At 36.5% G+C, this 16,286-nt stretch carries 14 protein-coding genes; 6 read left to right on the forward strand and 8 right to left on the reverse strand.

The genetic code is table 11. The features are described 5' to 3' along the window. Window positions 1-16 precede the first annotated feature (16 nt). Entirely contained in the window at window positions 17-1,309 is a 1,293-nt protein-coding gene (locus AC3EA5_RS08430; protein ID WP_488607913.1) for a helix-turn-helix domain-containing protein, read from the forward strand. Between the two features lie 96 nt (window positions 1,310-1,405). Here the strand turns inward: AC3EA5_RS08430 and AC3EA5_RS08435 are convergent, their stop codons facing one another. Next, a complete protein-coding gene (locus AC3EA5_RS08435; protein WP_488607914.1) occupies window positions 1,406-1,702 on the reverse strand; it encodes a DUF3006 family protein in 297 nt (98 codons plus the stop codon). A 221-nt stretch (window positions 1,703-1,923) separates the two neighbouring features. On the opposite strand from AC3EA5_RS08435, the gene AC3EA5_RS08440 reads away from it, so the two are divergent. Next, the gene (locus AC3EA5_RS08440) at window positions 1,924-3,219 is read left to right on the forward strand and encodes a helix-turn-helix domain-containing protein (protein WP_488607915.1); all 1,296 of its coding nucleotides are present in this window, start codon (window positions 1,924-1,926) and stop codon (window positions 3,217-3,219) included. After that, on the forward strand, window positions 3,219-3,356 hold the full coding sequence (locus AC3EA5_RS08445) for a hypothetical protein (RefSeq protein WP_488607916.1): 138 nt from the start codon (window positions 3,219-3,221) through the stop codon (window positions 3,354-3,356). The genes AC3EA5_RS08440 and AC3EA5_RS08445 overlap by 1 nt, the downstream gene beginning before the upstream one ends. Window positions 3,357-3,402: 46 nt before the next feature. On the opposite strand, the gene AC3EA5_RS08450 is transcribed toward AC3EA5_RS08445, so the two are convergent. Then, window positions 3,403-4,512: an IscS subfamily cysteine desulfurase gene (locus AC3EA5_RS08450; RefSeq protein WP_488607917.1), complete on the reverse strand. Its 1,110-nt coding sequence runs from the start codon at window positions 4,510-4,512 to the stop codon at window positions 3,403-3,405. A 113-nt stretch (window positions 4,513-4,625) separates the two neighbouring features. Here AC3EA5_RS08450 and nadB point away from each other — a divergent pair, with 113 nt between their 5' ends. Genes nadB through nadA form a run of 3 tightly spaced genes read left to right on the forward strand, consistent with a single transcriptional unit; the run spans window position 4,626 to window position 8,116 of the window. Further along, window positions 4,626-6,170 carry an L-aspartate oxidase gene (gene nadB / locus AC3EA5_RS08455; protein WP_488607918.1) on the forward strand — a complete coding sequence of 515 codons (1,545 nt, stop codon included), beginning with the start codon at window positions 4,626-4,628 and terminating at the stop codon, window positions 6,168-6,170. Further along, window positions 6,171-7,025 carry a carboxylating nicotinate-nucleotide diphosphorylase gene (nadC, locus tag AC3EA5_RS08460; protein ID WP_488607919.1) on the forward strand — a complete coding sequence of 285 codons (855 nt, stop codon included), beginning with the start codon at window positions 6,171-6,173 and terminating at the stop codon, window positions 7,023-7,025. It abuts the gene before it with no gap. Beyond that, entirely contained in the window at window positions 7,025-8,116 is a 1,092-nt protein-coding gene (gene nadA / locus AC3EA5_RS08465) for a quinolinate synthase NadA (RefSeq protein WP_488607975.1), read from the forward strand. Before nadC ends, nadA begins: the two co-directional genes overlap by 1 nt. Before the next feature lie 235 nt (window positions 8,117-8,351). Here nadA and AC3EA5_RS08470 read toward each other — a convergent pair whose 3' ends face one another. The 6 genes from AC3EA5_RS08470 to AC3EA5_RS08495 form a co-directional block, all read right to left on the reverse strand. Continuing rightward, window positions 8,352-9,056, reverse strand: a complete 705-nt coding sequence (locus AC3EA5_RS08470; protein WP_488607920.1) for a class I SAM-dependent methyltransferase — start codon at window positions 9,054-9,056, stop codon at window positions 8,352-8,354. Between the two features lie 913 nt (window positions 9,057-9,969). After that, window positions 9,970-11,523 carry a fatty acid--CoA ligase family protein gene (locus AC3EA5_RS08475; protein ID WP_488607921.1) on the reverse strand — a complete coding sequence of 518 codons (1,554 nt, stop codon included), beginning with the start codon at window positions 11,521-11,523 and terminating at the stop codon, window positions 9,970-9,972. Window positions 11,524-11,621: 98 nt separating this feature from the next. Further along, window positions 11,622-13,559: an FtsX-like permease family protein gene (locus AC3EA5_RS08480; RefSeq protein WP_488607922.1), complete on the reverse strand. Its 1,938-nt coding sequence runs from the start codon at window positions 13,557-13,559 to the stop codon at window positions 11,622-11,624. Continuing rightward, complete coding sequence (locus tag AC3EA5_RS08485) at window positions 13,531-14,304, reverse strand: ABC transporter ATP-binding protein (RefSeq protein WP_488607923.1); 774 nt, start codon at window positions 14,302-14,304, stop codon at window positions 13,531-13,533. The genes AC3EA5_RS08480 and AC3EA5_RS08485 overlap by 29 nt, the downstream gene beginning before the upstream one ends. Then, window positions 14,264-15,316 carry a sensor histidine kinase gene (locus tag AC3EA5_RS08490; protein ID WP_488607924.1) on the reverse strand — a complete coding sequence of 351 codons (1,053 nt, stop codon included), beginning with the start codon at window positions 15,314-15,316 and terminating at the stop codon, window positions 14,264-14,266. Before AC3EA5_RS08490 ends, AC3EA5_RS08485 begins: the two co-directional genes overlap by 41 nt. After that, window positions 15,313-16,020, reverse strand: a complete 708-nt coding sequence (locus AC3EA5_RS08495) for a response regulator transcription factor (protein ID WP_394188810.1) — start codon at window positions 16,018-16,020, stop codon at window positions 15,313-15,315. Before AC3EA5_RS08495 ends, AC3EA5_RS08490 begins: the two co-directional genes overlap by 4 nt. Window positions 16,021-16,286: the final 266 nt, after the last annotated feature.

Here is a 16,286-nt window from a genome sequence, read left to right on the forward strand (position 1 = left end):
AAAAGGATGTCTAAATATGAACAATTACGGACATATCATAAAATTTGAACGTATTAGACAAAACAAAACACAAGGTAATTTGGCAGATGGAATTTGTACGCCCTCTTATTTAAGCAAAATTGAAAGCAACTCTATTTTACCTAGTGATAAAATAAAAATATCATTATGTACAAAACTGCAAATAAATTTAATCACTGAGGGGAAACAGACATTCAGAAAAGATTTAGAAGTTTTATACTTTGAAGGTGTAATAAATAAAGACCGGTCATATATAAAAAAGCAATTAAGTATATTTAATAAAGGATATTATATAATATCTGAAGAAGATTATTACACTAACATACTTAAAATAATAAGGTTAACTTTAGTTGCTCAAGATATAAAAAATGATACTCCATCACTGATAAAAGCACTTACAGAATTAAAAAATAATAACTTTAATGACTATCAGTCTTTTCTATATTATTCAATATTAGGAAGCTTTTATTCATTAATGCAAGAATACTCACTTTCATTCTATTCGTTTCAATCTGCAATCCAATACAAAAATTTAATTACGATTAAAACATGGGAGCAAGCAGACTTTCATTATTTACTTGGGCATAGTTATTTAACTCAACAACAATGGTTGAAATCTAGTGAATATATCGAGCATGCATTAAAATATTTTGAGAATGAATTTTATACCACACGTACAATTGAATGTTATTTGTTATTATCTCTCACACAAGAAAATTCCTATTTATTAAAAAATGCATTTGAAAATTTACTTTTAGCAGATAAATTGGCGATTCAATTTAATATCACAAAATACTTACCGAGCATAAAACAGAATCTAGGTGCTGTTGCAACTAAAAGAGGCGATGTACATGCAGCAATAAAATATTATATTCAAAGTTATGAATGTAAATCTGAAAATGAAATCGATGATGAAAAACTATATCCTGTTTATTCTTTAATTAAGGAATATTCAAGATTAAAGAAATATGAAGAATCTAAACACTGGGCAATGGTAGGTCTTTCAATTATTGAAGCGAGTAGAAACCCAATGAATCATCAAAGATTTAAACATCATTTTAATATATACTTTTATAAAGAAACAAATTCACCTATTTTAGAAAATAAAATCAAAGAGGCTTATGAATTCTTTTTAAAGTCTTCAGATGAGAGACATTGCTCTAAATATGCTTTATTACTTGGAGATATATATCTTAAACAAAAAAAATATAAAAAATCTGCAAGCTTTTTTGAACTTGCTATACAACATAATTTGAGATTAAACAGCCTTGAGCATATAGAAGATTTATAAATAAAAAGCCAGTAATGATTTCCCGAGGTCTTAGGAAATCATTACTGGCTTCTTGTTATGTCAAAGACACTGGCGGTAGTGTCTAGGCACGCAATCTTAACTTGCTACAGTATAAATTAAACATCCTTTTTTAAAATCAATCTTGTAATCGTTAATTTTTGATTTGGAAACTAAATTCATTTCACGCATCTTTTTCTCTAGTTTATGTTGAGTTACTTTCTTGACTACAAATCCTTCAATTTCTATCTCAACTGATACGAGAGTTCCTAAACTCATTTTGTTATTTAAGTCTTCAATAGGTACGACTAGCACATTTGATGCACATGGATATTGCAAAAGTACTGCTAATCCTTCTTCGAAACGATCGAGTGTATATAAAATACTTGGACTCATACATAACAGCTCCTTTATGAGATGGTAATTGTATTTTCTAACAATTTATTGTTTAATTAGTTACAACCTAATCATAATTCGATATGATATAAGAATAAAGAGTTCCTTGTTGGGAAACTTTTTTCCGAAAAGGTCATTTTTATAGCAATTTCGGAGGAAAGTTTCCCAACTTTTCATAGTAGATATTACTCAAATAACAGTGTAGTCTTAAAGGTGGATATATGAATAATATCGGTTTGCTAATTAAAATGTCACGAATACAACAGAATATGAAACAAGTCACTTTAGCAAAAGGCATTTGTTCGACTTCTTATTTAAGTAAAATTGAGAACATCCAGACGGTTCCTAGTGATGATGTGATCCACTTACTTTTATCAAAATTAGGTGTAAAAGTTGATGAGATGGCGAATTCAAGCGAAGACAAACTTTTTGAACGAATCGTTGGAATTTACAAAGAAGCGTTAACTGAAAGAAATATTGATTCAATAAAAGCGAAATTTGATAATGAGTTATCTGATGAAATGCCTTTGTTTTTTAAAGATTCAAAGAATTATTATTTATATATATTATATGTACAGAGAATCAAGCTAATATTAGATCCTTCTGATGAAAATCATGGTAACTTAGTAAATGGTTTTGAACAAATAAAACATAGTTTTGATGATCGAGAAAAATTTATATTTCTGCTCAATAGTGGATTGTATTATCATTTAAATAAAAACTACAAAAAATCCCTATTATTATTAGAAGAAGCATTAAGTATAGTTCCTAATTTTCATATCGAAGATTGGGAAGTCGCTGATTTTTATAATGTTCTAAGTACAACTTACCTAGCGAATAATCAATTATTAAATACAATTGAATATGCAAATAAGTCGTTAAAAATATACAAAGATATATTCTTTTTTAATAGGGCTATTAATAGTTATATAATTATTGGTGTTGCTCACAAAAGAAATAATAATTATAAGTATGCTGAAGAGAATTTTAAATTGGCTAAAAAGATATCAACAGAATTCCATATTACTGATTTTGATGGAATAATTAATAATAATTTAGGCTCTTTGATGTCTGTTAAAGGAAATTCAGATTTAGCAATAGAGTATTATTTTAAAAGTCTTATGAGTCCATTACAAGTTGAAAATAGACTTACAACTATATTTTCAATTATTCAGGAGTATTTTAAAATGCAAAAAACTCAATTGGTAGTTGATTGGTGTGAGAAAGGTTTAGCACAAATTAATTGTAATGAAATAAACAATCTTAAAGCTTTTAAATATCATTTTAACTTGTACCTTAACTTATCGTTAAAGAATAAAGACATGGATCAAATTCTAGTAGAAACAATTTCTTATTTTGAAAAAGTTGAAGATTATCGTCACGCACAAAAATATTCAATACTATTAGCTGAACACTATTCACAGTTGCGTAAATACAAAAACTCATCTCTTTATTTTCAAAAAGCAAACGAATACCTATATAAAATAAAATCAATAAATACCTGGGAGGATTTATAATGAAGAGAAAAATTACATTTTTAATTATTGCTGCAATAATTATATTAACGAATTTATCACATTCTAGTGAGGAACTTAGCAGACGTGAGGATATTATTCCGACACCGCTTACAATTAACTCATCTGACTATAAATAATTATTATAGAAAAACCCCACTTCTCACAGGAGAAGTAGGGGTTTTCCTATAAACTCCTATTAACAATCTTCAAAAACTCCTCAACATCCTCTACCGACGTTTTTCCATTAAAAGAAATCCTCACAAACCTCCGTGCTGCATCAATTTCAAATCCAAGTGCTTTTATTGCCGAGATGGCTTCTCCGTGACCTATTTTGCAGGCAGCGCCTGTGGAGATAGCTATTTGGTGGCGATTGCATTCTAGCATCATCCACTGTCCTTCAATGTGAGGCAAAATGAGGCCTTGAATAAAAGGAGACTTCTCTTTTACATTTCCGACAATTTGAATGTCACTATGTATGTTCTTAAATAGAAATCGTTGCAATTTCACAGCTCGATCATAAGCAATTTGCTGCTCAGCTGCTGCTAATTTCGCTGCGATTGTGCTGGCCACTATTGCAGGTACATCTACTGTGCCCGCTCTAAATCCATTTTGATGTGTCGTTCCTTCCATCACTGATTCCCAGTGAATGGATGGATTCATATACACCACTCCTACTCCTTTAGGTCCCCCGAACTTATGAGGTGAAATGACAGCTGAGGTAACCCCTATGGCATTTATATCTATAGGAAGCTTACCAAAAGCTTGCACCATATCGCAATGCACAGGAACTTGATATGCAGCCACAGCTTCCACGCATTCTTTTACCGGCTGTATGGCACCCATTTCTGAATTGACCAGTTGTAGGACTACTATGGCTGTTTGTTCATTCACTTCTTTTTTTAACCACCCGATATCAACGATCCCGTCTTTATTAACCGGAGCATACCGAACGATATAGCCTTCTTTTTCAAGTTCATGCATGGTTATCAACACGGATGCATGCTCAAGGTATGTAGTAATGATGACGTTGCATGATTTAGGTCTTCCTCGCAATATGGAGCGGATTGCAAGCTGATTTCCTTCTGAGGCATTCCCTGTGAAATAAAATCCACTAGACCTTACATTCAATAACTCGCCAAAGGCTACTTTACAGGAATGAATATATTCAGCTGCTTTTGTTCCGTGATCATGGAGACTTTGTGTATTTCCAAATGCCTGTGAGGCAGCTTCTACATAAGCTTCTACTGCTTCTCTTCTCATAGGTGAAGTGGCAGCATAATCCAAATAAATCATTTTTTAAGCACCTTTCCGAGACGAACTGCAAATTTATACTTGTATTCACTGTATCTTTATGTCATTAATAGTGTCAAGACAGGTGTAAACTTTTCGTAAAGTTGGTGTAATGAATGTATGATGTTTTAATCATTGGTGGTGGAGTAGCAGGACTTACTTTAGCCTATAAACTTCCCCCTACCTATCGCATTGCATGTTTAACGAAGGATGAACCTACTATTAGCAATACCAATCTCGCACAAGGCGGAATTGCCGCTTCCCTTTCCCCACTTGATACTCCTTCCTCTCATGCGACAGATACGATGTTAGCTACGGCTAATCATGCAAACCCTCACCGTGTTCAACTCCTTGTCAATGAAGGCAAAGATTTGGTAGAGGAACTAATTAGAGATGGTTTACCTATTGATAAAGACAACAATGGTTATCCAAGTCTCGGTCATGAAGGAGCACATTCTTCAAGACGTATCGTACATGCAGGTGGAGATCAAACCGGTAAAATATTGCACCAATTTTTATTTGAGCAAGTATCTCATAAAATTACCTTACTACCATATCGACTTGCAGTTGAATTAGTCATTGCTGACGGAAAATGCATTGGTGTTGTGGTGTTTCATCCATCAGGACAGAAGGAAACCATTTTTGCAAAACATATAGTCCTTGCCACAGGTGGGATCGGGCAATTATACAGTCATCATTCAAATTCTTCCGTTGCAACTGGAGATGGACTTTCACTTGCTTATCAAGCCGGAGCAGTTCTTGAGGATTTAGAATTCGTTCAATTTCATCCAACAATTTTAACACTGAATGGTCAATCTTGTGGACTTATTTCAGAAGCCGTTCGAGGTGAAGGCGCTCATTTGGTTAATAAAGATGGCGTCCGTATTATGAATGCCGTGCATCCTCAATTAGAGTTAGCGCCGCGAGATATTGTCGCTAGAGCAATTGAATGGCATTGGCAAAAGCAGGATCCGATTTATTTAGATGCTCGTTTTATAGAAGGGTTTGAACAGAAGTTTCCATCAATTTATGCGAATTGCATGCGTCATCAAATCAATCCACAAATCGATTTAATTCCTGTTCGACCTGGCGCTCACTTTCATATGGGCGGGGTTAAAACAAACGAATATGGAGAAACAACAATTCCACATCTTTATGCCATAGGCGAAGTTGCTTCTACAGGCGTTCACGGAGCAAATCGATTAGCGAGTAATTCTTTATTAGAAGGATTAGTCTTCGGTGCTAGATTAGCTGAATGTATAATCAAAAAACCTGAAACACATTTATTAACCTCAGAGAGTAAGCATGAGCTACCTAAGTTCGTCCCCTACACTTTTGACAACTCGTTACGCCAAAAAATGACGGAACAAGTAGGTATTTTACGATCACATGATGGATTGAGTTCATTTTTAGATACGTTCGATGAGATCATGGTGCCACCACTTTCCTCATTATGTTGTAAAGATGTTAAGCTAGCTCATCAGTTTATAGCGAGTCGATTAATCGCAGTTTCAGCACTTCTACGAACTGAAAGTCGTGGTGGCCATTACCGTGAGGACTTCTCGATCTCCCATGATGAATGGACTGGAAAAGTAATTGAACAATCAATTCAAGGCGTTCACTATCGAACGCGAGAAACTGCAGTAAAGGAGTTTGTTTAAATGAATGCATTGAAAGTTAAAGAGGCATTAAAATTATTTTTACTTGAAGATATCGGGGATGGAGACCTTTCCTCGGTTTTATTTACACATACAGATCAAGGAGAAGCCATTATCCGCTTTAAAGAAGCTGGTATTTTAGCCGGTGTCGAGTGTTTTAAATGGGGCTATGAGTTATTGGATCCTACGATTGAAGTTGAAGTGTTGAAACAAGATGGAGAAAGCGTGGAGATTGGTGAAGCGGTTGTTCGAATTAAAGGTTCTGTCGCGTCTTTATTAGCCGGCGAACGAGTCCTTTTAAATTTGGTTCAGCGTATGAGTGCAATCGCTACGTTGACTCATTCCTGTGTTACGACTTTAAACTCTTCACGAACGAGAATTGTAGATACGAGAAAAACAACTCCAGGTTTACGGATGTTCGAAAAATATGCAGTTCGTATGGGTGGTGGATTGAATCATCGAAATGGATTGTATGATGCGGTGATGTTAAAGGATAACCATATCGCAGCTGCAGGTTCTATTTCTCGTGCAGTGACGTTAGTTCGCTCGAAAGTCGGACATACCGTGGCGATTGAGGTGGAAGTAGAAACAGAAGAACAACTACTTGAGGCAATCGAAGCCAAACCATCTATTATTATGTTGGATAATCAAACACCTGAGATAATTTCAAAATGGGTACAACTTGTACCAAATACGATTATTACCGAAGCTTCAGGCGGTATTGATTTACAAAGCTTAGCAAGTTACGGATCAACTGGTGTGGATGTTATATCGATTGGTGCCTTAACACATAGCGTAAGTAATTTAGATATCAGCATGAATTTGGCGGTATCGCATAAGGAGGCAGTATTTGCATGATATCCTTACTATCCGAATTAGCCATTGGCGATGCCATGCCAGAAAGCTATTTACAAGCAACCACTGAAGAATTACACGTAAGGGCTACAAAGGCAAAAGCCTTACTTGGAGATCGTTTATATATATTAGGCCATCATTATCAAAAAGACGAAGTGATTGAGTTCGCAGATGCTACAGGTGATTCCCTTCAACTTTCGCAAATTGCCGCTAAACAAACTGCTGACCATATTATTTTCTGTGGTGTTCATTTCATGGCTGAGACGGCAGATATTTTAACTTTAAACGAACAATCCGTTATTTTACCTGATATGCGAGCTGGTTGTTCGATGGCCGACATGGCGAATATTGATCAAACTGAACGTGCTTGGATTGAATTGCAAAAAGTGTTTGGAGATACCATTATCCCCCTTACGTATGTGAACTCTACAGCTGCCATTAAAGCTTTTGTTGGACGCAATGGAGGCGCAACAGTTACTTCCTCTAATGCGGAAGAAATGGTGGAATGGGCACTTACTCAAAAAGGACGTATGCTGTTTTTACCAGATCAGCATTTGGGTAGAAATACAGCAGTCAAACTTGGTATTAAACTCGAAGAAATGGCGATTTGGGACCCAATCAAACAAAAATTAGAGCTGCAATGCGCGCTTGAAGATGTCCGTGTCATTTTGTGGAAAGGGCATTGTTCCGTTCATATGAACTTCTTGCCAAAGCATATTGACAATTTACGAGAAAAAGAACCAGAGCGTAATATCCTGGTTCATCCTGAATGCACATATGAAGTTGTTCAAGCATCTGATTACGCAGGTTCAACGAAATATATTATCGATATGATTGAAGCATCTGAGCCCGGCTCTAAATGGGCAATCGGAACAGAGATGAACTTGGTGAATCGATTGATCTCTACCTATCCTGACCGTGACATCGTCTCACTAAATCCATTTATGTGCCCTTGTTTAACAATGAACCGAATTGATTTACCTCACTTAACATGGGCATTAGAAGAGCTTGTAGAAGGACGTATTATAAACCAAATTACAGTTGATGATAAAACAGCTTTCGAAGCTAAAATGGCTTTGGAAAAAATGCTTTAACCCTTAGCCCATTCCATTGATTTGGAATGGGTATTTTTTTATGACTAGATTAACTTGTGTTTACATTATAGACATAAAAAAATAGACACCCATTAGAGTGTCTCAGATGATGGTTGCATATTAATGAAGGACCCCACTAATCTTGTGTAATAAGATTGCTGGTTTTTTCAATATAGATTTAGTCAATTGTTGTTTTCGATAATTGATCGTTATTCACGAATTTTAATTTAGCATTTCATTTTTTTCTAAACAGAGCTGTGAATAAAGCAGAGACACCGAAAACTCCATCCGTTTCTCTAGCTTCTTTCATTCTTCTAATTTCAATTTCCTCTAAGCAATCAAAAATGATGCGCAGCTTTTCTTCTGTAAACCCCAAACCGCCATTGAGACTTCTTTGTCTGTACACTTCCCAATCCGTAATGTCCGATCCGCCAAATTCTCCCCCTTCTACAAAACATGTGATGGCAAAGTGACCGCCTGGTCTTAACGCTTTCAATACAAGTTCAATGTAGTTGTTTCTCCGATGAGGAGCTATATGGTGAAAGCAGCCAGAATCGTAGACAATGTCATATGTTCCTTCTTTTATCTGAATATCGAAGATGTTATTGTGTATGAAATTCACTTCTACCCCTCGTTCTTTTGCTCTCTCTTTTGCCCACTCAATCGATTCCTCTGACAGATCAACCGCATCTACACGGCAACTCTTTTCAGCAAGGTAGATGGCATTCCTTCCTGGCCCACTTCCCAACTCCAATACATTGCCGGGCTTTATGATACCTTCATTAAAATAACCCACTAAGTTTTCATCCGGTTTGTTTACAAAGAATGGAATTCCTTTTTCCCGATTGGAATAAAACTCGTTCCAGAAACCAGCAGGCTCTCTTAACAGCGAATCCAACATTTGTAATAAATCTTCATTGCTACGAATTGTCTCTTTCAAATACACCACTTCTTTCCTAGTATTATTACTTTTTAATCATACTAATAATCCTAGTTCACATAGTTTCAAGTAGGTTACATTTGCATGAAATTGCTTAATTTTTTGGAAGCTTATAACCAGCTTTTATAGTGTTAAATGACTTTTGTAGCTGTTACAACTCCTTTATTCACCTTAATTAACCATACACCTATTTTCCTCTTTCAAATGCTTCCAAGTGGTCTTGCGTTCAATTGATAAAGGTAGTGAATATTAATCTAATTGTTTTTCGTTACAATTGTTACAAAATTATTACAACACACTCCTTTTTAAATTTGAATTTTTTATAAATGAGAACGAATTACACATCCTCTAAATTGTTGTAATTAAAAATGTTGATATAGCAATAAACAAAGGACTACCAATGTAATTGCAAATTGGTAGTCCTTTGTCATTGTATATTAAGTTTTCGCACCTCAGAAGAGAACGTATTTCTTTAGCTTTAAGAGGACTTAACGCTAGCCTCTTTGACTCAGCTTTTTTAAAAGCAAAATCTGTGAGATCTATTTGTTTTGATTTTCCGTAGAAGTCTTCAGAAATTGCCAACTACTCTTTCCAACTTCAGAAGCTAATAGAATTGCTAAGTTGAAATTGTTAGAAGGATAAAATCTTATATGACATAAATGCACATTATTCAATCATATTTATCCCTATTTCTGTTGATTGGAATGGAAGCGGCGACTCCAGAGGAAATAGCAAGAGCTTTAGACCCTGGACTGAGCACCGCGAAGGAAGCGGCTAAAGCCTTGCCCCTCGGAAAGCGCACGCCACAATGGAAATCAACATCTTTCCACATGAACTCCATCTACTAAATATGCAATTACATTCACTTACATTATTTGTCTAAATTCTTTTACGGTGCCTAGCAGTTTCTTCTTTATTTAGCCAAAGCTTGGTCTTTTAATGAACGACGAAGAATTTTTCCTGTCGTATTCTTCGGCAACTCTTCTAAAAACTCGAATTGTCTAGGAATCTTGTATTTCGCTAAGTGCTCAGCACAGTATGCATGAAGGTCCTCACTTGTCACACTCGCATCTTTAACCACAACATACGCATGAACCGTTTCTCCAAAATCAGCATCAGGCATGCCAATAACAGCAGCCTCTACCACGTCTGGATGAGCGAATAACACTTCTTCCACTTCTCGTGGATAAACATTATAGCCACCTACAATAACTAAATCTTTTTTACGATCAACAATGTAGAAGTAACCTTCTTCATCCATTTTCGCAAGATCGCCTGTGTATAACCATCCACCACGAATTGTCGCTTCTGTTTCTTCAGGCATGTTGTAATACCCTTTCATGACATTAGGTCCGCGGACAATTAGTTCTCCCACTTCACCAACTGGCACATCATCACCTAATTCATTAACCACACGATTTTCTACATTTAAAATGGATGTTCCAATCGAACCAGCTTTACGATCTCGATCCAATGGATTGAAGCACGTAACAGGTGATGCTTCTGATAAACCATATCCCTCTGAAATGCGGACATTGAATTTATTTTCAAAGTTGTGTAGCAAAGCAACCGGTAGTGATGAACCACCTGAGATAGCTAAGCGGATTGTCGAAAAGTCAGATACATCTGAGTCCGGAGTTTGATATAAGAAATTGTACATCGTCGGAACACCAGCAAACACTGTTGCTTGTTGAGCTTTCGCTGTTTCAAAAACATCTTTAGGCGTAAAACGTGGAACCAATAAGATGGTCGCTCCTTTTAGTAATGGCGCATTAACCACTACCGTTAAAGCGAATACATGGAATACAGGTAATGTCGCAAGGACGCGATCTTCAGCAGTGAATCCTAAATAGTCTGCTGTGTCGCGGGCATTTGAGAATAAATTCTCATGTGTTAGCATGGCGCCTTTTGGACGCCCCGTAGTACCAGACGTATAAAGAATGACAGCGGTATCATTTTGTGCAACTTCAACAGGAAGTGCATCTGGAGAAGACGACATCACAAGCTGTGTAAATGATTTAACTTTGCTGCGCAGTTCTTCCGGTAAACCAGTGAGTTTTTCAGTCGTTTCTGGCATCGTTTCACAAATCACATAATTACTTACTGATGGGAATGCACCGGATGCTTTTTCAACTAATGGCAATAACATATCCAAAGCAATAATTACTTTTGGTTGGCTGTTATGTATGATGTAAGAAATTTCATCAGGCGTGTATATTGGATTGATTGGAATGGCTGTTGCACCTAAACGCATAGATGCATACAAAGAAATTAAAAAATGAGGTGTATTTCCTAATAAGAAAGCAACATGATCCCCTTTTTCTACTCCTAATTCTCGCAAAGCTGAAGCAAATCTAGCAATTGACTGATCGAACTCAGCATAAGAAGTGTCTTTACCCATAAAGTGATAGGCTGTTTTAGTTGGTTGTTCTAATGATGTCTCTCTCACACGTTGAACTAAATTCATCGGTATCTCTCCTTAGTCGTTGAATGAATACTCATTCATTATTCAATGATTTCATTATATAAGAAATCTTCAGACAATACAACAAGCATCGCGATTACTCACGATGCTTTTACATGTGCTATATAACGCCATCTGATTAAGAAATAATAAACGACTTGAATGAATGTAAAAGCGACTAATACAAGTGCCATCTCAAAAAGAATTGACACATCAGCTAAGTCACTCCAAATAACTTGCAAGGAAAGAAATGAGAATGCACTATGAAGCATGGCAATCCCCCACGGCAAGAAAAATTGTGGAATAAGCTGTCGATTGACGATATTAATCATTTCTTGATCCGTCAATCCCATTCGTTTTAACACAGCAAATTGCTTTTTGTCTCTTTCGAGTCCTGTATACAATTTAAAATATATAAAGCTTCCAGCTGCTAATAACAATACGGCAGCTACCATCAATCCTGTGAATAATAACAATGAAAACGTCGCTCGTATAATTGAGTAGTTTAACCCTGGGTTCTCAAAGAAAAAAGGTAAGTCATTTAATTGGTTTTGATAAATGGATTCAGTCATTTGAGAATCTAGATTAAGTCCAATAGATTTTGTTCGTTCCCATTCAGGAATGTGAAATGCATAAAAATTAAACCTTGAATCATTCATCGATTGACCTTGTAGTGGTTCATCGATCAACGCGAAATCCTGGTCACTAACAACGACCACATTAGCCCCTAAAATCATAGAAGGAAACAGCATCCTAGGGTAAACACCTTTTACTGAGATGGGTACATTGCTTTCCTCTAATACGGTTTGGATACTGCTGTTCTCTAAGATCGATAAAGCATTTTCAGAATATGGTATAAACATGGCTTCCCCAGATTCTAAATTAATTAACGGATGACCTTGAGCAACAGCTAAGCTATTGACGTCGGCTTCTCTCAGAATCTCTACTTCAAATTGGGTATAAGAAGAAGTTTGTTTCTTTATTAAAAAAGGAACCATCGAATAAGATAATCCTTCATCTTCTAATTCATTCGTTAACATTCGAATATGCTGACGCTCTAAAGGATTGTCTAACTCACTCGAGTAAATGAGCCCTAATGGATTTAAATCTCTGTATTGGCCGGTATAAGAGGACAGAGAAGTTAACGTTCCCACTGACAGGAAGGCTACTGTTGATACAATCGTAACAATGAAATACATGCGGGCATTTTCACGTAATTTTACAGCACCTTCTGAAACAGCAATTAAGCGGTATCGGTTCCAATAAAGTGATTTCCTTTTTTGAACTTGATGATGAAAAAACAACACGGAATGTGTAAAAAAGAAATAGGTTCCTAAAGCCGCTATTGGAGGTAAAAAGATTGAAAGAGTAAAAACGACACGAGTCGATGTAAATGTTGCTGCAGCATATGCAACCACCAGTAAGACAATGCCTAAAATCGCTTTAAATGTGGAGTAGCTTTGGCGATCATCCGAAGTTAAGTACCCCCGCATTAACTCAATAATGCGTTGCTCGCGAATAAATACAACACTCGTCATAGCAATGATCACAAATAGACTTAAAAAAGCACCGATCGTTAGAGCAAATGGTTTAATGGATAAATATAATGGCAAACTTTGAAGCTGAAGCATTTCTCGTACAATCATGAAAAAGAACTTTGAAAAGGCATAGCCAAACAAAATCCCAGTCGCAACTGAAAATGCACCAATAAGCATCGTTTCTAAAAAAACGAGACGATTCAACTGCTTCTTTTCCATTCCTAAAAGAAGCAACAATCCAAACTCTTTTGATCGAGCTTGTAAAAACGCACTCATGGAATAAAACAAGAAAAACAATGTGAAAATATATAAAATAACTTCAGCCACAATCATCCCTGTAGCAGCAAAATCTCCAAAAAAGCCTTCATCCATTTGTGGATGAAAGAGGAGCATGGAATACATAAAAAATACCATCACTGAGAACATACTCGCCATGAAAAAGGCAGCATAAATTCGGCGATTCCTTATGACATTACGATAGGCGAATTGTCGAAAGGTCATGGACATTGCCTCCAAGAAGCGATAATACATTTAAGATGCGTTGGAAAAAAGTCTGTCTTCGTTCATCGCTATAAATCTCGTTAAAAAATTCACCATCTTTAATAAATACCACTCGATCGCAGTAACTTGCTGCAATCGGATCATGTGTGACAACTAGAATGGTTGTATTTTGTTCGCGATTGACTTTCATTAATAATTCCATCACGTCACGCGAAGCTTTTGAATCTAAATTCCCTGTTGGCTCATCCGCTAAAATGAATGCAGGTTGATGAATAAGAGCGCGACCTATAGCCGTACGTTGAGCTTGTCCACCCGAAATTTCATTCGGTCGTTTGTTTAAGATGTTTTGTAAGTCTAATTTTAATGAAATATCGGTTAGCCTTTTTTGCATTTCAGCAACCGAATGACCATCTAGGGTTAATGGCAACACCATATTTTCTTCAACCGTGAGCATTTGCATTAAATTAAAGTCTTGAAAAACAAATCCGAGCTGTCTCCGTCGAAATAGAGCCAGCTCGTTTTTCGTCATTTCTTCCGGACGCATTCCATCAATCGTCACATAACCGGAAGTCGCCGTATCAATGGTAGAGATAATATTTAACAACGTCGTCTTCCCACTACCTGACGGACCCATCACAGCAACAAATTCACCCTTGTTCACTTCAAAACTTAATTGGTTTAATGCGCGGTGCGTAACTTTTCCCTCATAGACTTTCGTCACATCTTCCATTTTCAATATCGGCATCTTCTCGTTCACCTCTCTTGACAGCGTCTTGATTTTTAAATAAAACAGAAACCTTCGTCCCCATTTTAGGTTCGGATTCAATCGTGAGTTCATGGCCAAGCTTCTCACAAATTTCTTTCGCTAAGTACAAACCCATACCCGTGCTTTCACCCGTTTTACGACCATTCTCGCCCGTAAAAAAGGCTTTCGTGACTCGCGGTAAGTCAGCACTAGGAATGCCAATCCCTTCATCCCTAACGGCTAATAAGACATATCCTTTTTGACAACTTGCTTCAATAAAGACTTTTTTTCCTTCTTCAAACGTATATTTCACTGCGTTCGTTATAAATTGACCTAACACAAATCGCAACCATTTAACATCTGTTGTAATCACATATTTCTCGTCAATTGTAATAACGGGATACACATGATGGGTAATAAATAATCGTTTATGTTCAGAAACCACTTCAGAAACGAGTTGCTTTAACTGTACTTGTTCCACTTGCATATCCTGCTCAAATGTATCGATTCGCGCATTTATTAACACGGAATCTAATCCACGTTTTAGACGATCAATTTCTTCTTGTAAACTCTTCTTATTCACTTCTCCATCTTCTTGTAGCAATAACTCAGCCACAGAAAGAGGGGTTTTCATTTGATGAACCCATTGATTCATAAATTGTAAGTGTCTGTTTTGATTCGCATAGAGAGCTTGAACTTCATTTTGATAAAGTCGATAGAGGCTTTGACTAAAAATTTCCACTTGTTCTTGTTCAGGTGATTTCGCATTATGTTGCAATGCCGCTTCCATTTCAATCGGCTGGGACAATATCTTTTGGTAAAAAGAATATCGTTTCACATATCGACCTACTAAAAAAGACAAAATCAGCATGGTGCTAATGACAACTGAATAAATCGCTGTATCAATGTTTCGGAATCCATCTAACCAATACAACGACATAATAAATAGCACTAAAATAAACTGAAATAGCACATAAGCCATATGCTCCTTCATAAACAGTCGAATATTCATGATGATTCCTCTTTGCTTAGTACAAATCGATATCCTGCGCCTCGAACCGTTTCAATTGTAGAAGTGACACCGTAATCCTGTAATTTTTTTCTTACACGCGTCATGTTAACGTTTAACGTATTCTCATCAACAAAAGCTTGATCATCCCATAGCTCCTCGAGAAGTTGTTCACGCGTCACTACTTTTGGCGATTGCTCCATTAGTAACTCGAGAATCGTACACTCTCTTTTTTGCAACGGGATTTCTTGGCTTTTCGTATGTAATTCCATTCGCTCTAAATATAAACAAAGCTTACCTAGTTTGATTGTTCGTTCTTCTTGTTTTGCTGCATACTCTCCGTAAGTGCGTCGTAAATGACTTCTTATTTTGGCTAGGACGATTTCGTAATGGAAAGGTTTCGTAATGAAATCGTCTCCTCCATTTTCGAGTGCGAAAACTTGATCCATATCTCCAGACCTTGCAGATATAAAAATGATTGGACAAGTGGTTTTCAATCGGAACTGACGGCACCAATAATAGCCATCATAAGAAGGTAAGTTAATATCCAATAGTATGAGATGCGGATCAAAGGCTTCAAACTCTTCTAAGATATTATCGAAGTCATCAACCGTTTTTACCTCATACTGATATTTGCGCAACGTATCGGCAAGTAGCGAGGCAATTTTACGATCATCTTCTACTATATAAATCCGATGTGACGTCATATGTGCCTCCCCCTTTACTCTTTTTCTTTATTCTACCAAGAAATGTGAAAACCGCCAATGTGGCTCAATGTCAATCGGTTGAAAGGATTCTATATATATGTTAGGAGAAAATATACCTTTTGCATTTTATTTAAAAAATGTGGTTGGTTATTTCTTTCGCTTTCCGCGGACGAAACGCAAGCCTCCTCGACTCAGCTGTCTTTGACAGCTGGCCTGTGGGGTCTAGTCTGTTTCGTTTTTCCGCAGGAGTCTTCAGAAATAACCAA

This window comes from Paenisporosarcina sp. (assembly GCF_057785155.1).